This window comes from Variovorax atrisoli 110B (assembly GCF_000382045.1).
In the GTDB taxonomy this organism is placed as follows: domain Bacteria; phylum Pseudomonadota; class Gammaproteobacteria; order Burkholderiales; family Burkholderiaceae_C; genus Variovorax; species Variovorax atrisoli.
Window position 1 is genome coordinate 89448 of sequence record NZ_KB907451.1, and the last position, 22387, is coordinate 111834.

Here is a 22387-nt window from a genome sequence, read left to right on the forward strand (position 1 = left end):
CGCTGCTTATCGTTCGGCCACACGCAAGATACTGCACGCGCAGTGATCCTGCAAGGTAGTTCCAAAGTTCGAGGCCCCACGATGTCCGACACCAGCAGCACTCCCGCCACCGGCAAGGAAGCATTCCACCAGCTGATCGCCGGCCTGACCGCCCAGATCGCCGGTAAGCCGCTCGACGGCGAGCTCGACCGGTGGCTCAACGCCCACCACGGCGCCGGCAGCGCCAGCTTCGAGCAGCTGCGCCAGGCCTGCATCGGCGGCGTCGCCGAAGGCTGGCTCTGCGAGCGCGAGGGCGGCGGCATCAGGTACGGCCGCGTCTTCAAGGCCGAAGACGCCCTGCACCGCTTCTCGGTCGACGTGGTCGACATGCAGGACATCGCCGGTCCTCACCACACGCATCCCAACGGCGAGATCGACCTGATCATGCCGCTCGACGACCACCCGGCCACCTTCGACGGACGGCCCGCGGGCTGGTGCGTCTACGGGCCCGGCACCGCGCACAGCCCGACCGTGGCCAGCGGCCGCGCGCTCGTCCTTTATCTACTGCCCGAGGGGCAGATCAAGTTCACCCAATGACGGAGCTTCTTTCCAACTACGTCGCCGGCCGCTGGCAAAGCGGATCGGGCGTCGGCACGCCGCTGTTCGACCCGGTGCTGGGCACCGAGCTCGCGCGCGTCGATGCCACCGGCCTCGACCTGCCCGCCGCATTCGCCTTTGCACGCGAACAAGGCGGCAATGCGCTGCGCGCCCTCACCTACCGCCAGCGGGCCACATTGCTCGCGGCCATCGTGAAGGTGCTGCAGGCCAACCGCGAGGCCTACTACGAGATCGCCACCGCCAACTCGGGCACGGTGAAGAACGACTCGGCCGTGGACATCGACGGCGCGATCTTCACGCTGGGCCAGTACGCGAAGTGGGGCGATGCGCTCGGCGACGTGCGCGCGCTGCGCGACGGCGATGCGGTCAAGCTCGGCAAGGAGCCGGTGTTCCAGTCGCAGCACCTGCAGGTGCCGACGCAGGGTGTGGCGCTCTTCATCAACGCCTTCAACTTCCCCTCGTGGGGCCTGTGGGAGAAGGCCGCGCCCGCGCTGCTGTCGGGCGTGCCGGTGATCGTGAAGCCGGCCACCGCCACCGCCTGGCTCACGCAGCGCATGGTGAAGGACGTGGTCGATGCGGGCGTGCTGCCAGCCGGCGCGCTTTCCATCGTCTGCGGCAGCTCGGCCGGTTTGATGGATGCGCTGCAGCCCTTCGACGTGGCCTCCTTCACCGGCTCGGCCGAGACCGCCGCGGTGATCCGCTCGCACCCGGCGGTGGCGCAGCGCTCGGTGCGCGTGAACATCGAGGCCGACAGCCTCAACAGCGCCCTGCTGCTGCCCGGGGCCGCTGCCGGCAGCGACGCCTTCAACCTGCTCGTGCGCGAAGTGGTGCGCGAGATGACGGTGAAGTCGGGCCAGAAGTGCACCGCCATCCGCCGCATCCTGGTGCCGGCGGAGTCGTACGACGCAGTGGCCGAGGCCATCGGCGCGAAGCTCGCGGGCACCACGGTCGGCAATCCGCGCAACGAGAGCGTACGAATGGGCTCGCTCGTGAGCCGCGCCCAGCTGGACGCGGTGCGCGAAGGCCTCGACACACTGGCCACGCAGACTACCTTGCTGCACGACGGCCGCAACAAGCCTCTGGTCGACGCCGACCCGGCCGTCGCCGCCTGCATCGGCCCCGTGCTGCTGGGCGCACGCGATGCCGACGCGGCGCAGCTGGTGCACGACGTGGAAGTGTTCGGACCCGTCGCCACGCTGCTGCCCTACCGCGACCTCGCGCACGGCATCGCGCTCGCGCATCGCGGCCAGGGCTCGCTCGTCACCTCCATCTATGGCAGCGACGACGCGGCGCTGGCGCAGGCCGCGCTGGCCGTCGCGCCGAGCCACGGCCGCGTGCACGTCATCACGCCCGAGGTGGCGCAGGCCCACACCGGCCACGGCAACGTGATGCCGATGTCGCTGCACGGCGGCCCCGGCCGCGCAGGCGGCGGCGCCGAGCTGGGCGGGCTGCGTGCGCTCGATTTCTATCACCGCCGCGCGGCGGTACAGGCAAGCCCCGGCGTCCTCGCCGCACTCGGCCTCTAGAAGAAGAAAAAAACAAGAACACGCAAGGCTGAAGGAGACAAGACCATGACCCTGCCCCCACGATTCAACTTCGCCGGACACCTGTTCGAGCTCAACCGCGAACGCGCTGCGCGCACCGCCTACATCGACGACCGCGGCACCATGAGCTACGGCCAGCTCGAGGAACGTTCGCGCCGCCTGGCCGCCGCGCTGCGGGCGGCCGGCATCCGGCGCGAGGAGCGGGTGCTGCTGCTGATGCTCGACGGCAACGACTGGCCCGTGAGCTTCCTCGGCAGCCTCTATGCCGGCGTGGTGCCGGTGGCAGTGAACACGCTGCTCACGCCCGACGACTACGCCTACATGCTCGACCACAGCCGCGCTCAAGCGGTGCTGGTCTCGGGCGCGCTGCTGCCGACGCTGCAGGAGGCGATGTCGCGCGGCGGGCACGAGGTGCGCGCTCTCTTCGTCTCGCAACCCACCGGCGCCCTGCCCGAAGGCGCGCAGGAGTTCGACGCCGCACTCGCCGCCGTCGAACCGCTGGCATCGCCCGTGACCACCGCATCGGACGACCCGGGCTTCTGGCTGTATTCCTCCGGCTCCACCGGCAAGCCCAAGGGCACGGTCCACACGCACGCCAACCTGTGGTGGACGGCCGAGCTCTATGGCAAGCCGGTGCTCGGCCTCACCGAAGACGACGTCTGCTTCTCCGCCGCCAAGATGTACTTCGCGTACGGGCTGGGCAATGCGCTGACCTTCCCGCTCTCGGTGGGCGCCACCGTGGTGCTGATGGCCGAGCGCCCCACGCCCGATGCCACCTTCCGCCGCTGGACGGAGCACAGACCGACCGTGTTCTTCGGCGCGCCAACGGGCTTTGCCGGCATGCTCGCGTCGCCGAAGCTGCCCGCGCGCGAAGCGGTGGCGCTGCGCATGTGTTCATCGGCCGGCGAGGCGCTGCCCGGCGAGATCGCGCAACGCTTCAAGACGCACTTCGGCTGCGAGATCATCGACGGCATCGGCTCGACGGAGATGCTGCACATCTTCATCTCCAACCGCCCCGGCGACGTGCGCTACGGCACCACCGGCCGGCCGGTGGAAGGCTACGAGGTCGAGCTGCGCGGCGAGGACGGCCGCCCCGTGCCCGACGGCGAGGTGGGCGACCTCTACATCCGCGGCCCGAGCTCGGCGCTGATGTACTGGGCCAACCGCGAGAAGTCGCGCGAGACCTTCCAGGGCGGCTGGACCAAGAGCGGCGACAAGTACACCCGTGACGCCGACGGCTACTACACCTACGCCGGGCGCAGCGACGACATGCTCAAGGTCAGCGGCATCTACGTCTCGCCCTTCGAGGTCGAGGCCACGCTGATGCAGCACCCGGCCGTGCTCGAGGCGGCGGTGATCGGCAAGGAAGACGCCGACGGCCTGACCAAGACCAAGGCCTTCGTCGTGCTGAAGGACGGCGGCGCGGCAACCGAGGACGAGCTCAAGGCCTTCGTCAAGGAGCGGCTGGCACCCTACAAGTACCCGCGCTTCCTGGAGTTCGTGGCCGAGCTGCCGAAGACGGCGACCGGGAAGATCCAGCGGTTCAGGTTGCGTGAGAAGGAAAGGCAATCGTGATGCGCGCGCCGTCTCCGTCTTTCCCCCTCCCCCGCTGGGGGAGGGCCGGGGTGGGGGCATCGGCCTCCACGCAGACACGGCCCCTGCGAGCGCCGCTTGCCCCCATCCCAGCCTTCCCCCAGAGGGGGAAGGAGCAACAGCCGGCAGCGACCTCATGAGCACGGAGTTCGCAGACATCATCTGGCGCAACCGCGAGGTGCGCATCGAATGCCAGTGGATCGCCCCCGAGCGCACCGACGCCCCGCTCGTCGTCTTCCTGCACGAAGGCCTGGGCTCCGTCGCGATGTGGAAGGACTTCCCCGCGCGGCTGTGCGAAGCCGCCGGCGTGAGCGGCCTCGTGTTCTCGCGCCCCGGCTACGGCCGTTCGACGCCGCGCGCGGACGACGAGATCTGGGACGTCGACTTCATGCACCGCCAGGCGCACGAGGTGCTGCCCGCGCTCTTCGCCGCGCTCGGCCTCGGCGACCGCAAGCCCTGGCTCTTCGGCCACAGCGACGGCGGTTCGATCTCGCTGCTGTACGCCTCGCGCTTTCCGGACAAGGTGGCGGGCCTCGTGGTGCTGGCGCCGCACATCTTCGTGGAGGACGTGACGGTGGCGAACATCGAGAACGCGCGCACCGCCTACCTCGACACCGACCTGCCGCAGAAGCTGGGCCGCTACCACGACAGCGCCGACTCGGCCTTCTGGGGCTGGAACCGCATCTGGCTGCATCCGCCATTTCGCGACTGGAACATCGAGCGCGAACTCGACACCATCCGCTGCCCCGTGCTCGCCGTGCAGGGCATCGACGACGAGTACGGCACCCTCGCGCAGATCCGCGGCATCGTCGCGCGCGTCGGTGGTTGCGAGCTGCTCGAAATCCCTGAATGCGGGCATTCCCCGCATCGCGATCAGCCGGATCGTGTCATCGTCGCGGCCACTTCCTTCATCACCAAAAACAGGAGACAGACACCATGACAATCCGTACCGCCCGCATGGCCCTCACGGCCATCGCCTTCGCCGCGCTCGCGTCGGCTGCAGGCGCCCAAGGCACAGGCAAGCTCAAGGTCGGCCTGATGCTGCCCTACAGCGGCACCTACACCGCACTGGGCGTGGCCATCGAGAACGGCTTCAAGCTCTACGTCGACGAGCAGGGCGGCAAGCTCGCCGGCCGCGAGATCGAGTACTTCAAGGTCGACGACGAATCCGACCCGGCCAAGGCCACCGACAACGTCAACAAGCTCATCAAGCGCGACAACGTCGACGTGATCGTCGGCACGGTGCATTCGGGCGTAGCCATGGCCATGGCCAAGGCCGCCAAGGAAAGCGGCACCGTGCTGATCGTGCCCAACGCCGGCGCCGACGCCGTCACCGGCCCGATGTGCGCGCCCAACATCTTCCGCAGCTCGTTCAGCAACTGGCAGCCGGCCTACGCCATGGGCGAGGTGGCGGCCAAGCAGCAGGGCAAGAAGAAGGCGATGACCATCACCTGGAAGTACGCGGCGGGCGACGAGTCGGTCAACGGCTTCAAGGAAGGCTTCGAGAAGAACGGCGGCAAGGTCGAGAAGCAGCTCACCCTGCCCTTCCCCAACGTGGAGTTCCAGGCGCTGCTGACCGAGATCGCGGCGGCCAAGCCCGATGCGGTGTACGCCTTCTTCGCCGGCGGCGGCGCGGTGAAGTTCGTCAAGGACTATCAGGCCGCGGGCCTGAACAAGACCATTCCGTTGTACGGCCCCGGCTTCCTGACCGACGGCACGCTCGACGCGCAGGGCGAATCGGCCCAGGGCATGCTCACCACGCTGCACTACGCCGACGGCCTGAACACCGCACGCGACAACGCCTTCCGCGTGGCGTACGCCAAGTCGTTCAAGCTGCAGCCCGACGTGTACGCGGTGCAGGGCTACGACGCGGCGCAGATGCTGGGCGTGGGCCTGAACGCGACCAAGGGCGACATCTCGAAGAAGGCCGAGTTCGCGGCCGCCGTCGAGAAGGCGAAGATCGACAGCCCGCGCGGCACCTTCACCGTGAGCAAGGCCCACAACCCGGTGCAGGACATCTATCTGCGCAAGGTGGAGGGCAAGGAGAACAAGCTGGTGAGCACCGCGATCAAGGGCCTGGCCGACCCCGCTCGCGGCTGCAGGATGTAGATAGGTACACCCCCAGGCTTCGCTCACTTCGTGTGCTGCGCCAACCTCTTTGCAGGGGGCGACACCTGCGGCCCGGCGAAGCCGGTTCCGCGGTGTCCCGCGCAGTGCACTCCCATTGAACAACGATCCCGCCCAGAGAGAACCTCCTCGTGGATTTCGGAACCTTCCTGGTCCAGTGCCTGAACTCGGTTCAGTACGGACTGCTTCTCTTCCTCGTGGCCTCGGGGCTGACGCTGATCTTCGGGATCATGGGCGTCATCAACCTTGCCCACGGGAGCTTCTACATGATCGGCGCGTACATGGCGTTCTCGCTCGCGCCGCTGTTCGGCGACCAGTTCTTGCTGATGCTGGTGGCCGGCGTGGTGCTGGCGGCCGTGTTCGGCTACCTGCTCGAATGGGCCTTCTTCAGCTACCTCTACCAGCGCGACCACCTGCAGCAGGTGCTGATGACCTACGGGCTGATCCTGGTGTTCGAGGAGCTGCGCTCCATCCTGGTGGGCAACGACGTGCACGGCGTGAAGGTGCCCGCGTGGCTCGACGGCAGCTTCGCGCTGGGCAGCGTGATGAGCTATCCGTGGTACCGACTCTTCGCATCGGCCGCCTGCATCGTGCTGGCCGTGGGCCTGTACTGGGTGGTGAACCGCACGCGGCTGGGCATGATGATCCGCGCCGGCGCGAGCAACCGCGACATGGTGCGCGGCCTGGGCATCGACGTGAAGCGGCTCTACCGCATCGTGTTCGCCGCCGGCGTGGCGCTCGCGGCGCTGGCCGGCATGATCGCCGCGCCGATGTCTTCCGTGTATCCCAACATGGGCGCGAGCGTGCTCATCATCTGCTTCGTGCTGGTGGTGATCGGCGGCATCGGCTCGATCACCGGTGCGCTGGTGGCCTCGCTGCTGGTGGGCTTCGTCGACACCTTCGGCAAGGTGTTCTTCGCCGACCTCGCCGGCATCGGCATCTACCTGCTGATGGCCATCGTGCTGATCTGGAAGCCCGAGGGGCTGATGGGGAGGCGGCCATGACAGCCATGAAGCGCGGCGCATTCCTGCTGCCCGTGGCCTGCGCGGTCGCCATCGGCGTCGCCGGCCCGTTCATGGGCAACTACGCATCGGATTTCATCGTGAAGGTGATGATCCTCTCGATCTTCGCGCTGAGCCTGGAGCTGCTGGTGGGCATGACCGGCCTCGTGAGCCTGGGCCACGCGGCGTTCTACGGCATCGGCGCATACGTCACCGTGCTGGCCTCGGGCAACGAAGGCGGCAACTTCGCGCTGCTGCTGCCGCTGTCCATGGGCGCGGCCGCGCTCTACGCGCTTTTCGTCGGCGCGTTGAGCCTGCGCACGCGCGGCGTGTACTTCATCATGGTGACGCTGGCCTTCGCGCAGATGGCCTTCTTCGTCTTCCACGACACCAAGGTCGGCGGCGGCAGCGACGGCATCTACATGTATGTGCGGCCCGCCATCGGCGCGCTCGACATGGAGAACCGCACGGTGCTGTTCTACGTGGTGCTGGCGTCGCTGGTGTTCACCTACGCGCTGCTGGCGCTCATCCGGCGCTCGCGCTTCGGCGCGGCGCTCGCGGGCATCCGCGTGAACGAGCAGCGCATGCGCGCCGCCGGCTTCGCGGTGTACGGCTACAAGCTCGCGGCCTTCGTGCTGGCCGGCGCATTGGCCGGGCTCGCGGGCTTCCTGCTGGCCTCGCGCGACGGCGTGGTCAACCCGGAGCTGATGGCCTGGCACAACTCGGGCGAGGTGCTGCTGATGGTGATCCTGGGCGGCCTGGGACACCTGCGCGGCGCGGTGATCGGCGCGGTGGCGTTCACGCTGCTCAAGGAGATCTTCTCCACGCACGCGGTGATGGGCCCGCTGGCCGACCACTGGCAGCTGACGCTGGGGCTCACGATCATCGTGTTCGTGGCGCTGCTGCCCAAGGGCCTGATCGGTCTCGTCCAACGCCTGTCGCCGAAGGGGGCTGCATGACTTGCACGCCGACTTCCTCCCTCCCCCGCTGGGGGAGGGCCGGGGTGGGGGCACGCGGCGCCTCCATCGAGCGCCCTGCCTGCCCCCATCCCCACCTTCCCCAAAAGTGGGAAGGAGCAAGACCATGACCGCACTTCTCTCCGTCGACAAGCTCACCCGTCGCTTCGGCGGCCTTACCGCGGTCAACGCCGTCACGCTCGACCTGCACGTGGGCGAGGTGCACGCCGTGATCGGCACCAACGGCGCCGGCAAGTCGACGCTGATCAATATGCTCTCGGGCGAGATCGAGGCGAGCGAAGGCCGCATCGCGCTCGACGGCGTGGACATCACCGGCCGCGCGCAATGGAAGCGCGCGCGCGACGGCGTGGGGCGCAGCTACCAGCGCACGACCATCTTCCCGGAGTTCAGCGTGCACGAGAACTGCCGGCTGGCCGCACAGGCCGCGACGCCCAGGCCCTGGGCCTTCTGGCAGTCGTCGCGCGGCTGCGCCACCAGCAGCGCATCGGCTGACGCGGCGCTCGAAGCCGCCGGCCTCGCGCACGAGGCACAGCGCATCGCCGGCACCATGAGCCACGGCGCGCAGCGACAGCTCGAGGTGGCGATGTGCCTGGCCACCAATCCGCGCGTGCTGCTGCTGGACGAGCCGCTCGCCGGCATGGGTGCCGAGGAAACCGATCGCATGCTCACGCTGCTCGCACGGCTGAAGGCCACGCACGCGATCCTGCTGGTGGAGCACGACATGGACGCAGTCTTCCGCATCGCCGACCGCATCACGGTGATGGTGAACGGCACCGTCATCGCGACCGGCAACCCGGCGGAGATCCGCGAGAACCCCGAAGTCCGCACCGCCTACCTCGGAGAAGACCACTGATGCCCCCACGTCCATCACTTCGTGTATTCGCTGCCCTCCAAGGGGGCGCCGGCCTCCCTTGGGGCGGCCCGGCGGGAGGCCACTGACATGCTCATCGTCCGAGACCTCAACACCTACTACGGCAACAGCCACATCCTGCGCGGCGTGCATGCGGGCGTTCCGGCGGCCACCTCGGTCGGCCTGCTCGGGCGCAACGGCATGGGCAAGACCACGCTGATCCGCACCATGATGGGCTACGTGCGCCCCGCGTCGGGCGAAGTGCAGGTCGACGGCCGCACCGTCACCGGCCTGCCACCCGAGAAGATGGCGCGCCTGGGCATCGGCTACGTGCCCGAGGGGCGCGGCATCTTCCCGAACCTGTCAGTGCGCGAGAACCTCGTGATGAGCGAGCGAGCCGGCATCGACGGCCGTCGCGAATGGACCTTCGACCGCGTGATGGCGACCTTCCCGCGCCTGTCCGAACGCCTGTCGAACGGCGGCCAGCAACTCTCGGGCGGCGAGCAGCAGATGCTCTCGATCGGCCGCGCGCTCATGACCAACCCGCGCCTGCTGATCCTCGACGAGGCCACCGAAGGCCTCGCACCGCTGATCGTGGCCGAGATCTGGCGCGTGATCGGCGAGATCCGCGCGACGGGCATCGCCACGCTGATCGTCGACCGCGACTACCGCAAGGTGCTCGCGAACACCGATCTCGCGGTGGTGATGGAGAAGGGCCAGATCGTGCGGCACGGTGCCTCGGCGGACCTGCTGGCCGAGCCGCATGCGCTGGAGGAACTGCTCGGCGTCTGAGAATCGATACCGGGATGCTCGGGACTCAGTCGTCGTCTCGTTTCGAAAGCCTTCGAATCTCGCCTTCCGCAATTTCGCGGTGATGCGCTGACTCTTCGAGCGACAGGTACTCCTGGTACTTCTCGATCGCCCGTCCGAACTCCCCGGCATCTTCGAGCTGGCACGCCTCGAACATGAAGCGCGTCAGCAGCTTGTTGGACTCCGGGTATGGCGAGGCCGCGTTCAGGTAGGGCGGCTTCAGCTCGGGTCGGAGCAGGTATATCTTCTGCTCGATCTCGAATATCCGGGCAAGAATCTCGCCGATCCGCTCGACGTTTCCGCGAACGGGTTCGAGCCTGGCGTCCCGTATCTCCGACGCTGCACTGTCTAGCAATCTGGCCGCCACGGTCAAAAGCCGGTGGATGGATTCGGGTGTTGCCACATCGACTATCCGGTCAATGGACGGCTTGCGCCGCCGCGTCAACCGGCGCTCGCAGCCAATAGCACTCCCCTGTTCCCGGAATGCTGCGAACGACGAAGCCGCGTCTTTCCAGAACACGCCGAAGCTTGAGGTTGGGATTTGCGCAATGCACTGCATGAACCCGCCACTCGACGAACGCCAGACCTTCACGCCGGGCATAACGGTTGGCCAACGACGCGACACTCGGCAACGCTCCCTCGCCGCCGCCGTCGATGTGCGCGAGTTCCATCACCAGCGCATCGTCATCCACCTTGAATCGGCCGAGCATGTTGGCGCTGCCGGCCTTGAACACGAGCGGCTCGTCCCTCAGAACGATCGCCTGGAGTTCTTCATTCGGCAACTGAAGAACTTCGTCTACGGTGTAGCCCTCCAGCAGGACCTGTGACATGCGCAAACCTCCTCGACAACGAAAGAGCAATCGTCAGGAAGCGTAACCGAAGGGGTTCTCCACCGGGTTTCACCTCTGTCCTGCGACAGCGCGACAGCCGAATGATGGAAGGCTGCACGGCCCCGGCCTGGCCGTGCGCACCCCATTCCCCTCCACTCGCGAGGCTGCGCATGACGTCCCTGCAATCGCGCCACATCGACAACGTCTACTCCGTCGCCACCGGCACTGCGCTCGTGGCCGATCCGACGCAGAGCCTGGTCCACAAGTCGTGGGCGCGCTGCGTGCGCGACCATGGGCTCGATCCGTCGAAGCCGACGCCGGCGCGCATCCTGCCGGCGCAGGAGGTGCGTGCTCACCAGCAGCAGCTGGAGCACTTCCTGCGCGCCGCGCGCGCGGGCATGGAAGACATCTACCGCCGCGTGGCCGACCTGGGCTACATGGTGCTGCTGACGGACGCCGAAGGCATCACCGTCGACTACATCGGCAACCCCGCGTGGGACGACCAGCTGCGCAAGGCCGGCCTCTACCTGGGCGCGGACTGGAACGAGGCGCATGCGGGCACCTGCGGCGTGGGCACCTGCCTGGTGGAGCGCCAGCCGATGACCTGCCACCAGACCGAGCACTTCGACGCCACGCACATCGCGCTGACCTGTACCACCGCGCCGCTGTTCGACCACAGCGGCAAGCTCACGGCGATCCTCGACGTGTCGGCGCTGCGCTCGCCGGAGGCCAGGGAGAGCCAGCATCTCGTGCGGCACCTGGTGGCCATCTACGCACGGATGATCGAGGACGCCGACTTCCTGCGCAGCTTCCGCGGCCACTGGATCCTGCGGCTGGGCAGCGCCTTCGGCCTCGTCGATGTGGCGGGCGAGGTGATGCTGGCCTTCGACGAGGGCGACACCGTGGTGGGCGCGAACGGCGGCGCGCGGCAGGCCTTTGCCGGACGCGCGCTGGGCGGTGCGATATCCGAATGGCTGCACATGCCGATGGATGCCATCTGGCGCATCGGCAACGGCGGCGCGTCGGCCATGCCCTTCGCGCACACGGTGCTGCTGCCGGGCGGCGGCGAGTACCACGCGTCGCTGCTGGCGCCGCGGGTGCGCAGGCCGGCGGCGACGGCCGCAGCGGCTGTCGCGCCGGCATCGCCGTCGGCACGTCCGGGCGATCGGCTGCCGCCGCTGGAACGCATCGCGGGCGACGATCCGCAGATGCAGAAGCTGCTCGCGCAGGCACGCCGGCTGGTGGACCGCGGCATCCACGTGCTGGTCGAGGGCGAGACCGGCAGCGGCAAAGAGGTACTGGCCCGCGCGCTGCACGGCGCGAGCAGCCGCGCGGCGATGCCCTTCGTGGCGGTGAACTGCGCGGCCATCCCCGATTCGCTCATCGAGAGCGAGCTGTTCGGCTACACGCCCGGCAGTTTCACCGGCGGCCGCGCCAAGGGCATGAAGGGCCTGATCGCGCAGGCCGACCGGGGCACGCTGTTCCTCGACGAGATCGGCGACATGCCGATGGCGCTGCAGACGCGGCTGCTGCGCGTGCTGTCCGAAGGCGAGGTGCTGCCGCTGGGCGCAGAGTCGCCGCAGCGGGTCGACATTGCGGTGGTGGCAGCCACGCACCGGCACCTGCCCGGGCTGGTGGCCTCGGGGCGTTTTCGCGAGGACCTCTACTACCGCCTGTGCGGCGCGGTGTTGAAGCTGCCGCCGCTGCGCGAGCGCGGCGACATGCGCTACCTGATCGAGGGCATGTTCAACGAGGAGGCCGCGGCGATGTCTTCACCGGCACGGCTGTCGGAAGAGGCGATGCGGAGACTGCTGGCGCATGACTGGCCGGGGAATCTGCGGGAGCTGCGCAATGTGTTGCGGCTGGCGTTGGCGCTGTGCAGCGACGGCCGGGTCGGCGTGGAAGACATCCAGCTCCAGCTGCCCGCACGGTCGGGCAACGTCGCCCCGGCCACCGTGGCGCATGTTGCAGCCTCTTCGCCCGACGACGCAGATGGCATCCCCGCCGCCGAGCTGATCGAACTGCTCAAGCGCCACAGATGGCACGTGGCACGCGCGGCCGACGAGCTTGGCTTGAGCCGTGCCACGGTTTACCGGCACATGAAGCGCCACGGCATCGCGCCGCCGCGCAGCCGGCCGTTGGCGGACGACTGAGGCGCGCTGCGACAGTTGTCTCGCCTTCGTCGCATGCGGCGTGCGACAAACGCTTCCGCTGCGACAAAAGCCCGCGCAAGTCATTGATCCATCGTCGCCCCGCGCGCGGCACGAAAGCTGCGCAACGCATGCCGCGCCGCCCCCAAAGACGCCGCGCATCCATCAACGACGCAACGGAGACACGCAATGACAGACCCCACCACCGCCCCCACCCGGGCCGCGGCCCAATGGCTCGCCGACTTCGCCGCCGCGCTTGCACGCAACGACATCGACGCGGCCGTCTCGCTGTTCGAGGCCGACAGCTTCTGGCGCGACCTCGTCGCCTTCACCTGGAACATCCGCACGCAGGAAGGCCCCGATGCCATCCGCGCGATGCTGCAGGCGCGGCTGGCCGACGTGCAGCCCACGGCCTTCGCGGTGGAAGGCGAGGCGACCGAGGCCGACGGCGTGGTCGACGCGTGGTTCACCTTCGAGACGCGCGTGGCGCGCGGCCGGGGCCATCTGCGGCTGCGCAACGGCAAGGCCTGGACGCTTCTCACCACCATGACCGAGCTGAAGGGCTTCGAGGAGAAGACGGGCGAGAACCGCATCAAGGGCGCGGAGCACGGCGTGCACAAGGGCCGCAAGACCTGGCTGGAGAGGCGCCGCGATGAGGAGTCCACGCTGGGCTACACCGAGCAGCCCGAGGTGGTGATCATCGGCGGCGGCCAGGGCGGCATCGCGCTGGGTGCGCGGCTGCGGCGGCTGGGCGTGCCGGCGATCATCGTGGAGCGCAATGCGAAGGCCGGGGACTCCTGGCGCAGGCGCTACAAGTCGCTGTGCCTGCACGACCCGGTCTGGTACGACCACCTGCCCTACATGCCCTTCCCCGACGACTGGCCGGTGTTCGCACCCAAGGACAAGATCGGCGACTGGCTGGAGATCTACACGAAGATCATGGAGCTCAACTACTGGAGCTCCACCACCGCGAAGAAGGCGCGCTTCGACGAGGCCTCGCAGCGCTGGGAGGTGACGGTGGAGCGCGAGGGCAACCCGGTGGTGCTGCGGCCGAGGCAGCTGGTGTTCGCGCTGGGCGTGTCGGGCTACCCCAACGTGCCGAAGATCGCGGGCGCGGAGAACTTCAAGGGCGAGCAGCACCACTCCAGCCAGCACCCCGGGCCCGAGGCCTATGCCGGCAAGAAGTGCGTGGTGCTGGGCTCCAACAACTCGGCGCACGACATCTGCGCCGCCCTGTGGGAGCACGGCGCCGACGTGACGATGATCCAGCGCTCGTCGACGCACATCGCGCCCTCGCAGTCGCTGATGGAACTGGCGCTGGGCGGGCTCTACTCCGAGCAGGCGGTGAAGAACGGCATCGACCACCACAAGGCCGACCTGATCTTCGCGTCGGTGCCCTACAAGATCATGCACACCTTCCACATCCCGGTGTACGAGGAGATGAAGAAGCGCGACGCCGACCTGTACGCGCGGCTGGAGAAGGCGGGCTTCATGCTCGACTTCGGCGCCGACGGCTCGGGCCTCTTCATGAAGTACCTGCGGCGCGGGTCGGGCTACTACATCGACGTGGGCGCCTCGGAGCTGGTGGCCAACGGCAGCATCCACCTGAAGAGCGGAGTGAACATCGAGCGGGTGAACGAGCGCTCGGTCACGCTGACCGACGGCACCGAGCTGCCCGCCGACCTGCTGGTCTATGCCACCGGCTACGGCTCGATGAACGGCTGGCTCGCCGACCTGATCTCGCCGGAGATCGCCGACAAGGTCGGCAAGTGCTGGGGGCTGGGCTCCGAGACACCGAAGGATCCGGGGCCCTGGGAAGGCGAGCTGCGCAACATGTGGAAGCCGACGCAGGTCGACAACCTCTGGTTCCACGGCGGCAACCTGCACCAGTCGCGGCACTACTCGCAGTTTCTCGCGCTGCAGCTGAAGGCGCGCATGGAAGGCATCGACACGCCGGTGTACGAGCGGGCGCCGTCGCACCACGTGCGCTGACCGGGTCAGTCCCGGCCCCGCACGATCCCCGCGATAGCGGCGCGCGCCGCCATCGCCTGCCTCACCGGCAGCAGCGGCCAGACATGGACCATGCCGGGAGCCTCGTGCATCTCGACATGCACGCCCTGCGCCGCGGCCCGATCGCGCAGCGCCCGGCAATCCGCCAGCAGCAGGTCGCGCGTTCCGATGAACACGGTGAGCCTGCCCAGCCCCTGCAGCGGACCGTGCACGGGGCTCAGGTGCGGCAGGCCCGGATCTTCGCCGCCGGCCCACCACCGCCCCGCTTCCTCCAGTCCGGGGCGGGCCAGCCACGGATCGTCGGCTTCGAATGCCGGAATCGCGGGGTTCGACACCGTGAGGTCGAGCCAGGGCGAAATCAGCACGATGTCGCGCGGCTGCGGCAGGCCCAGCGCGGCAAAGCCTTGAGCCAGCGCGAGCGCGAGGCCGCCGCCCGCCGAATCGCCCATCAGCACCAGCTGCCGGGGGTCATGCGCGGCAGCCAGCCCACGGTAGATCTCGTTCACCATCGCGTAGGCAGGCCGGTAGGTGTGCTCGGGCGCGAGCGGAAAGATCGGCACGTGCGCGACACAGCCCGTGGTCTCGGCGAATTCCGCCAGCAGGCGCCAGTGGAACGGCGAGATCTCGGCCACGTGCGCACCGCCGTGCAGGTAAAGGAGCTGCACCGGTCCCGCGCCGGAAAGCGGCGCGAGGGTGTAGCAATCATGGCCGCCCACATGGCGCCTGCCGATCGCGCAGCGCTTGCGCACCGACGCCGGCGGCTCGGCGCTCGCGGTCTTGCGGTCGCGCTCCACGGCCGCGCGCAGCCCTTCGATGCTCTCGAAGCGGCGACGGCGGCCCAGGAGCTTCAGCAGCAGGAGAAACAGGGGCCAAGGCATGGTCATGAAAGCTCCTCCTGCATTTCGTTCCTTACTCGATGAACCGCCGCAGCCCTTCGAGGTCGATCACGGTGATTCCCCCGTATTCGATGCGAAGGAAGCCCGCTTCCTTCAGCCGGTTCAGCGCCGCATTGCAGCGCTGGCGCGAGACGCCCGAGAGGTTCGCGATCTCTTCCTGCGAGGTCTGCAGGTGCGGCTCGCTGCCCGGGTGCAGCCACGGGTGGAACAGCCCCGCCAGCGCGCGGGCGACCTGGCTGTCGGCGTCGAGCAGGCGGTGCGCCGCGTAGTTGCCCATGAACCAGTGCAGCCGCTCGTTGATCTGCTGCAGCAGGAAGTGGTCGAAGCCGCGCTGCGTGCGGTGCAGCCATTCGAAGGTTTCCAGAGGCAGCGCCGCCACCCGGCTGGGCCGCAGCGCGATGATGTCGGCCGAGCGCGGCAGCGCGCGCAGCAGCGTGCCTTCGCCGAACCAGCTGCCGACCGAGAGGCCGCCGAAGGTCACGGAGCGACCGTCGCTCGACGTGATCGACCACTTGAGAAGGCCCTCGAGCGTGCCGTACCAGTGCAGAGGCGTGTCGCCGCGCCGGCACAGCGCGGCACCGGGCGCCACCTCGACCTCGCGCATCTCGTCGAGCACGCGTTCGCCCGCGCTCACGTCGAGCAGGGGGAACCAGGCCGAGCTCTGCAGCAGCTGGGCAATCGTGAGCGAGGCCGCCTTGGGGGCCGGCTTGTTCGTGGGCATGGGACGGAAGGCAGATGGCGCTGGGGCGACTTTAGCCGGTGGCGCAGCGTAAACCCTGAGCCCGAATGTCGTCGCGATGACTGAGTGGGGACGCTGCTCAAAAAAATAATTGCGCGCCCATGACAGACACCAGGAGCCCCCGAGCATGTCGAAGCGCAAAGTGATCGTGACCATCGCCCCCACCGGCGGCATGGCGCACAAGTCGCAGAACCCCCACCTCCCCACCCAGCCCGCAGAGATCGCGGCCGACGTGCTGCGCTGCTGGAACGCCGGCGCCAGCGTGGTCGCCATCCACGCACGCCGGCCCGACGACGGCGCCACCTGCGACGCCGAGGTGTACCGCGACATCAACAGCCGCATCCGCGCGGGCGGCAGCGACATCGTCATCAACAACTCCACCGGCGGCGGCGTGCACGGCGACATGGTGAAGCCGCTGGCCGGCGACCGCTGGGAGATCGCGTGGGAGGAGCGCATCAAGGGCATGGACGCCGGCGCCGAGATGTGCACGCTCGACGCGACCACGCTCAACCTGAGCTTCGAGGGCAAGCAGATCCTGATGGACACGCCCATCACGCGCGGGCGCGAGCTGGCCGCCGGCATGAAGGCGCGCGGCATCAAGCCCGAGTGGGAGGTCTTCAGCCCCACGCACATCCTGCAGGACACGACCACGCTGATCGGCGAGGGCCACGACGACGAGCCCTACTTCATCAACCTGGTGATGAACGTGCACCGCAACTTCCAGAACGCGATGCCGTATTCGCCGCGCTTCCTGCAGATGATGGTCGACACGCTGCCCAGGGGCAGCATCTTCTGCGTGAGCGGCATCGGCCCCTCGCAGCTGGAGGCCAACGTGGCGGCGCTGCTGCTGGGCGGCCATGCGCGCGTGGGCCTGGAAGACAACCTCTACTTCCGCCACGGCGAGCTGGCCACCAACGTGCAGCTCACCGAGCGCATCGTGCGCGTGATCCGCGAGCTCGACATGGAAGTGGCCACGCCCGCCGAGGCGCGGCAGATGATGGGCCTGCCGCGGGTGGGCACGCCGAGGCCCGAGTTCGCACTGGGCTGAAGGCGGGCGACAAACAGAAGAGAGACGGAGACGGATACATGAGCAAGCTTTCCCGCAGCGCCCTCGCAGCGGCGCTCGGTGCGGCCTTCACGGCGACGGGCGCCTCGGCGCAGGTGTCGGACGACGTGATCCGCATCGGCTTCATCAGCGACATGTCGGGCATCTACCGCGACTACGACGGGCCGGCCGGCGCGGAGGCCATCCGCATGGCCATTGCCGACATGGGCGGCGCCATCGACGGCAGGAAGATCGAGCTGGTCACGGCCGATCACCAGAACAAGCCCGACATCGCCGCTGCCAAGGCACGCGAGTGGTTCGACGTGCAGAAGGTCGACATGCTGATCGGCGGCGTCAACTCGGGTGCGGCCATCGCCATGGCGGGCGTGGCGGCCGACAAGAAGAAGCCCTACTTCGTGGTGGGCTCGGGCGCCTCGGGCCTCACCAACGAATACTGCTCGCCGTACACGGTGCACTACGCCTACGACACGGTGGCCATGGCGCGCGGCACCGCGAGCGCGGTGGCCAAGGCCGGCGGCAAGAGCTGGTACTTCGTGACGGCCGACTACGCCTTCGGCGCGGCGCTGCAGGCCGACGCCACGAAGACGGTGCAGGCTGCCGGCGGCACGGTGGCGGGCTCGGTGAAGCACCCGCTGGGCGCGAGCGATTTCTCGTCGTTCATGCTGCAGGCGCAGGGCTCGAAGGCCCAGGTGCTGGCGCTGGCCAACGCGGGCGGCGACACGGTCAACGCGATCAAGTCGGCGGCGGAGTTCGGCATCGGCAGGAACATGAAGCTGGCCGGCATGATCATCACCATCAACGACGTTCACGCGCTGGGCCTGAAGGCATCGCAGGGCATGTACCTCACCGACAGCTGGTACTGGAACCAGAGCCCCGAGTCGCGCGAATGGGCACGCCGCTTCTTCGACAGGCACAAGCGCATGCCCTCCTCCTTCCATGCCGGCGACTACTCGGCCGCGCTGCAGTACCTGCAGGCGGTGAAGGCCGCGGGCAGCGACGACGCCGACAAGGTGATGGCCCAGCTGCGCAAGACGAAGTTCAACGACATGTTCGTCAAGGGCGGCTGGCTGCGCGAAGACGGGCTGATGGTGCACGACATGCACCTGATGCAGGTGAAGACGCCGGCCGAGTCGAAGGAGCCCTGGGACTACTACAAGGTGGTCGAGCCGATCCGCGGCGAGGCCGCATGGACGACGAAGGCAGAGAGCCGCTGCGCGCGGTGGAAATCGACATGAGCACATCCACGGACATCCAACGCGTGGCGGTGGTCGGCACCGGCGTGATCGGCGCGAGCTGGGTCGCGCACTTCCTCGCGCACGGTCTCGACGTGAACGCGACCGACCCCTCGCCCGGCGCGGAAGAACGGCTGCGCGAAGCCGTGGCGCGGCACTGGCCCACGCTGGAGCGCTTTGGCCTCGCAGCAGGTGCCTCCATCGAGCGCCTGCGCTTCCACGACAGCCTGGAAGACGCCGTCTCGGTGGCCGACTTCGTCCAGGAGAACGGCCCCGAGCGCATGGGCTTCAAGATCGACCTGTTCCGCCGCATGGACGCGGCCGCGCCGCCGGAGACGATCCTCGCATCGAGCTCCTCCGGCCTCGCGATCAGCGGCGTGCAGTCGGGCTGCGCGCATCCGCAGCGCGTGGTGCTGGGGCATCCGTTCAACCCGCCGCACCTGATCCCGCTGGTGGAGGTGATCGGCGGCGAGCAGACCTCGGCCGAGGCCATCGAGCGCACCATGGCCTTCTATGCGGCCATCGGCAAGCGGCCGATCCACGTGAAGCGCGAGGTGAAGGGCCACATCGCGAACCGGCTGCAGGCGGCGCTGTGGCGCGAGGCCTTCCACCTCGTCGACCAGGGCGTGGCCAGCGTGGCCGACATCGACACAGCCATCGCGCACGGGCCCGGCCTCCGCTGGGCGGTGATGGGGCCGTTCATGAATCTGCACCTGTCGGGCGGCGCGGGCGGCATCGAGCATGTGCTGGCGCACCTGGGCGGGCCGATCGAGGACTGGTGGAAAGACCTGAGGGCGCCGTCGATGACAGAAGAACTCAAGCAGAAGGTGGCGCAAGGCGTGTCGCAGGAGCTGGGTGCGCGCCGACCTGGCGATCTCGAATCGGCCCGCGACACCCTGCTGTTAAACCTGATTCGCGCGAAGGCCGATACCGGCAAGCTCGATTAGATGGAGTGCTGCTTTTCCATTCGTCTCGTTGTGCGTTGGGCGCTTCGTTCGGGATGCGATGACGCCGACGGGGTACCTTGCTCCGCGAATGTCCCCCGGCCTGCGGCCTCCTCCTTTATTTCGCTGCGCAAGGCACCCCATCGACGTCATCGATGGGCGCAGCGCCTCTGCGGCCGGCACTACGACCGCACTCATGTGCGAATGGCACGGGGTGCTCCCCGCAGCGAAATAAAGGAGGACGGGCGCAGCCCTGGGGGACATTCGCGGAGGGGAGTACCCCGTGTCATTCGCACACGCCCTGAAAACCCCGGAACACTGAAATGACCGACTTCCTCCACGACGAAACCCTGATCGCCCCACCCCGCACGGTGCGCATCGACTTCGACGACGGCTCCTTCGCACTGCGTTCGCCGATGACGTTGAAGCCGTATGCGCGCTGCATCGGCGAATGGATCGAACGCTGGGCGAGCGAGACGCCCGATGCGCTGGCGTTCGCGGAGCGCGACGAGAGCGGCGATGGCTGGCGAAGGCTCGACTACCGCGCGCTGCGCCAGGCTGTGGGCTCTGTGGCGCAGGCACTGCTCGACCTGGACCTGCCGCCCGACCAGCCGGTGGTGATCCTGTCGGACAACGCCATCGACCACGCGGTGCTGATGCTCGCGGCCATGCACGTCGGTCGCACCGCGTGCTCGCTCTCCAGCGCCTACTCGCGCATGGCGAAGGACCCGTCGCGGCTGCACGGCATGCTGCAGGCGCTGAAGCCCGCGCTGATCTATGCGTCCGACGCCAGGGTGTACGGCGACTCGCTCGCAGGCTGCGGCGTCGAGGCGGTCACGGTGTTCAGCCGCAACGCCGATGCACATCCGGGGGCGCTGGCCTTCGACAGCCTGCTCGCGGCGAAGGAGACGCCCGCCGTCATGCAGGCCTTCGCCAACGTGCTGCCCGACACGCACGCCAAGTACCTGCTGACCTCCGGCTCCACCGGCAAGCCCAAGGTCGTCATCAACACGCACCGCATGCTGTGCGCCAATCAGCAGATGATGGCGCAGACCTGGCGCTTCCTTTCGCAGGAGAAGCCGGTGCTGGTCGACTGGCTGCCCTGGAGCCACACCTTCGGCGCCAACCACAACTTGCACATGGTGCTGTGCCATGGCGGCGCCCTCTACATCGACGAGGGCCGGCCCGCGCCCGGGCTGATCGAGAAGACGGTGCGCAACCTGCGCGAGGTGAAGCCCACGCTGCTGTTCAACGTGCCGCGCGGCTTCGACATGCTGCTGCCGTTCCTGGAGGCCGACGATGCGCTGGCGGCCGAGGTGTTCTCGCGGCTGCGCCTCGCCTTCTATGCGGCGGCGGCGCTCGCGCCCTCCACCTGGCAGAGGCTCGAGGCGGTGGCCCGGCGCGTGCGCCCCGAACGGCCTCTGTGGCTGACCACCTCGTGGGGCGCGACAGAGACATCGCCCGCCATCACCTCCGCGCACTGGAAGCTCGACGGCGCCGGCTGCATCGGCGCACCGCTGCCGGGCCTGGAGCTGAAGTTCGTGCCCAACGGCGAGAAGCTGGAGATGCGCGTCAAGGGCGTGTCCGTGTTTCCCGGCTACCGCGACGCACCGCGCGAAACGGCGCAGGCCTTCGACGAAGAGGGCTACTACCGCATCGGCGATGCCGGCTTCCTGGCCGAGCCTTCGCAGCCCGCGCAGGGCGTGATCTTCAACGGGCGCGTGGCGGAAGACTTCAAGCTCTCCACCGGCACCTGGGTGTCGGTGGGCACGCTGCGCGTGAAGCTGGTGTCGATGCTCGCGCCACACGTGCAGGACATCGTGCTCACCGGCCACGACCGCGACGAGATCGGCATGCTGGTCTTCGCGAGCCCCCAGGGCGCCGCGCTTGCACCGCAGGCACTGGGCGAGCGCATCGCCGCCGTGATGCGATCGCTGCGCGACGAGGGCGCGGGCTCTTCGCAGTGCCCCGCCTGCGCGCTGGTGCTGTCGGAGCCGCCGAGCCTCGACGCAGGCGAGATCACCGACAAGGGCTACATCAACCAGCGCGCCGTGCTCGCGCGGCGCGCGGCGGAGGTCGAGCGGCTGCACGCGCGCTCGCCGGGCGACGTAGAGGTGGTGCGGCCGAAGAACTGAAGCCCGCGCGCAGCTACGGCTGCGCCAGCCACTTGCGCCACAGCAACAGCGCCTTGTCCTGGTAGCGCCGGGTGGCGGCGAGCAGCGCGGCGCGCGGCTTGGGCGACATGAGCTCGGCCGGCAGCAGCGGATCGCGGATGAGGTGGCCGATCACGGCGCGGCCCAGCAGCAGCGACTCGCGCGTCGCGGTCTCCAGCTTCTGGGTGGCGAGCCGCTTTCCGCTGCGCTCCACGCCGGCCTGCAGGCGGCGGTAGTCGGCCTCCATGGCGCGCACGTTCCAGAGCTTGCGCGCCGCTGCCTGCGCCGCGCCGTCGAGGTCGGCGATGCGGAACACCAGCGCATCGGAAGACAGGCCGAGCGCCGCCAGCTGCTTGCGCTCGGCCGCGAGACCGCCCGAGAGGTTGTCGGGCCGCACGTGCAGGCCCGGGTGCAGCGCGGCGAACCCGCGCAGCGACAGCGCGAGCGCATGGTGGCGCCACGCGGTCTTGTCGGCACGCGGCACGCCGGCGTCGTGCACCGCGAGCCAGTCGCCCTTCCATGCCACGGTCTGCGCCTGCCGGCTGTGCCAGGCGTCGACGGTGCGCGACAGCGCCGCGCCCTTGCGGTCGAGCATGTAGCTGCCGCGCTCGCCGCGCGCGATCTTGCCCTCGGCCGTGAGCCGGGTCAGGCCCACGCGCAGCGTCGATTCGCCGATGCCCATGAGTGCGCCCGCGCGGCACAGCGCCTGGGCGCTCAGCGTGCCGCCGTCGGCCACCAGCAGGTCGAGGATCAGGTCGGGCGCGCTGGGTACGGCGACCGGCACATTACATACTTTGTCCATGTTTGCGGGCGAGAGAAATATTTCCTACGATCATCGTGGGCGATCGAACATGTAATTTTGCCCCGG

The 22387-nt window shown here is 68.7% G+C and carries 20 protein-coding genes; 15 read left to right on the plus strand and 5 right to left on the minus strand.

Annotation, left to right across the window (positions count from 1 at the left end; genetic code table 11):
• The first annotated feature begins 81 nt into the window (after positions 1–81).
• From G369_RS0108445 to G369_RS0108485, 9 genes are all read left to right on the plus strand, one after another.
• Positions 82–576 (plus strand): 4-hydroxylaminobenzoate lyase, encoded by a 495-nt coding sequence (locus G369_RS0108445; RefSeq protein ID WP_019653553.1) that lies wholly within the window; start codon positions 82–84, stop codon positions 574–576.
• Entirely contained in the window at positions 573–2123 is a 1551-nt protein-coding gene (locus tag G369_RS0108450) for a 3,4-dehydroadipyl-CoA semialdehyde dehydrogenase (RefSeq protein ID WP_019653554.1), read from the plus strand. The genes G369_RS0108445 and G369_RS0108450 overlap by 4 nt, the downstream gene beginning before the upstream one ends.
• 45 nt (positions 2124–2168) lie before the next feature.
• Positions 2169–3716, plus strand: coding sequence for a benzoate-CoA ligase family protein (locus G369_RS0108455; RefSeq protein WP_019653555.1), 1548 nt, complete (start codon positions 2169–2171; stop codon positions 3714–3716).
• Between the two features lie 154 nt (positions 3717–3870).
• Complete coding sequence (locus G369_RS0108460) at positions 3871–4674, plus strand: alpha/beta fold hydrolase (RefSeq protein ID WP_019653556.1); 804 nt, start codon at positions 3871–3873, stop codon at positions 4672–4674.
• Positions 4671–5843 carry an ABC transporter substrate-binding protein gene (locus tag G369_RS0108465; protein WP_019653557.1) on the plus strand — a complete coding sequence of 391 codons (1173 nt, stop codon included), beginning with the start codon at positions 4671–4673 and terminating at the stop codon, positions 5841–5843. Before G369_RS0108460 ends, G369_RS0108465 begins: the two co-directional genes overlap by 4 nt.
• 149 nt (positions 5844–5992) lie before the next feature.
• On the plus strand, positions 5993–6865 hold the full coding sequence (locus G369_RS0108470; RefSeq protein ID WP_019653558.1) for a branched-chain amino acid ABC transporter permease: 873 nt from the start codon (positions 5993–5995) through the stop codon (positions 6863–6865).
• Positions 6862–7821, plus strand: coding sequence for a branched-chain amino acid ABC transporter permease (locus G369_RS0108475; RefSeq protein ID WP_020723002.1), 960 nt, complete (start codon positions 6862–6864; stop codon positions 7819–7821). The genes G369_RS0108470 and G369_RS0108475 overlap by 4 nt, the downstream gene beginning before the upstream one ends.
• A 124-nt stretch (positions 7822–7945) precedes the next feature.
• A complete protein-coding gene (locus tag G369_RS0108480) occupies positions 7946–8692 on the plus strand; it encodes an ABC transporter ATP-binding protein (protein WP_019653560.1) in 747 nt (248 codons plus the stop codon).
• An 87-nt stretch (positions 8693–8779) separates the two neighbouring features.
• Positions 8780–9481: an ABC transporter ATP-binding protein gene (locus G369_RS0108485; RefSeq protein ID WP_019653561.1), complete on the plus strand. Its 702-nt coding sequence runs from the start codon at positions 8780–8782 to the stop codon at positions 9479–9481.
• Between the two features lie 25 nt (positions 9482–9506).
• Here G369_RS0108485 and G369_RS0108490 read toward each other — a convergent pair whose 3' ends face one another.
• Entirely contained in the window at positions 9507–9902 is a 396-nt protein-coding gene (locus G369_RS0108490; protein WP_038114283.1) for a hypothetical protein, read from the minus strand.
• A 13-nt stretch (positions 9903–9915) separates the two neighbouring features.
• Positions 9916–10329, minus strand: a complete 414-nt coding sequence (locus G369_RS37495; protein ID WP_080647822.1) for a hypothetical protein — start codon at positions 10327–10329, stop codon at positions 9916–9918.
• A 170-nt stretch (positions 10330–10499) separates the two neighbouring features.
• On the opposite strand from G369_RS37495, the gene G369_RS0108500 reads away from it, so the two are divergent.
• Both G369_RS0108500 and G369_RS0108505 read left to right on the plus strand, forming a co-directional pair.
• Positions 10500–12482, plus strand: a complete 1983-nt coding sequence (locus tag G369_RS0108500; protein WP_019653564.1) for a sigma-54-dependent Fis family transcriptional regulator — start codon at positions 10500–10502, stop codon at positions 12480–12482.
• Positions 12483–12668: 186 nt separating this feature from the next.
• Positions 12669–14471: an NAD(P)/FAD-dependent oxidoreductase gene (locus G369_RS0108505; protein WP_019653565.1), complete on the plus strand. Its 1803-nt coding sequence runs from the start codon at positions 12669–12671 to the stop codon at positions 14469–14471.
• Positions 14472–14476: 5 nt separating this feature from the next.
• Here the strand turns inward: G369_RS0108505 and G369_RS0108510 are convergent, their stop codons facing one another.
• Both G369_RS0108510 and G369_RS0108515 read right to left on the minus strand, forming a co-directional pair.
• Positions 14477–15373: an alpha/beta hydrolase fold domain-containing protein gene (locus tag G369_RS0108510; RefSeq protein ID WP_019653566.1), complete on the minus strand. Its 897-nt coding sequence runs from the start codon at positions 15371–15373 to the stop codon at positions 14477–14479.
• 25 nt (positions 15374–15398) lie between these two features.
• Positions 15399–16106, minus strand: a complete 708-nt coding sequence (locus G369_RS0108515; RefSeq protein WP_019653567.1) for a Crp/Fnr family transcriptional regulator — start codon at positions 16104–16106, stop codon at positions 15399–15401.
• A gap of 145 nt (positions 16107–16251) precedes the next feature.
• On the opposite strand from G369_RS0108515, the gene G369_RS0108520 reads away from it, so the two are divergent.
• The 4 genes from G369_RS0108520 (at position 16252) to G369_RS0108535 (ending at position 21501) form a co-directional block, all read left to right on the plus strand.
• Positions 16252–17172, plus strand: coding sequence for a beta-keto acid cleavage family enzyme (locus tag G369_RS0108520; protein WP_019653568.1), 921 nt, complete (start codon positions 16252–16254; stop codon positions 17170–17172).
• Between the two features lie 38 nt (positions 17173–17210).
• The gene (locus G369_RS0108525; protein ID WP_019653569.1) at positions 17211–18425 is read left to right on the plus strand and encodes an ABC transporter substrate-binding protein; all 1215 of its coding nucleotides are present in this window, start codon (positions 17211–17213) and stop codon (positions 18423–18425) included.
• A complete protein-coding gene (locus tag G369_RS0108530; RefSeq protein ID WP_038114285.1) occupies positions 18422–19369 on the plus strand; it encodes a 3-hydroxyacyl-CoA dehydrogenase NAD-binding domain-containing protein in 948 nt (315 codons plus the stop codon). The genes G369_RS0108525 and G369_RS0108530 overlap by 4 nt, the downstream gene beginning before the upstream one ends.
• Positions 19370–19689: 320 nt before the next feature.
• Positions 19690–21501, plus strand: a complete 1812-nt coding sequence (locus G369_RS0108535) for a feruloyl-CoA synthase (protein WP_019653571.1) — start codon at positions 19690–19692, stop codon at positions 21499–21501.
• Positions 21502–21514: 13 nt separating this feature from the next.
• On the opposite strand, the gene G369_RS0108540 is transcribed toward G369_RS0108535, so the two are convergent.
• Positions 21515–22321: a PaaX family transcriptional regulator gene (locus tag G369_RS0108540; protein WP_038114244.1), complete on the minus strand. Its 807-nt coding sequence runs from the start codon at positions 22319–22321 to the stop codon at positions 21515–21517.
• Positions 22322–22387: the final 66 nt, after the last annotated feature.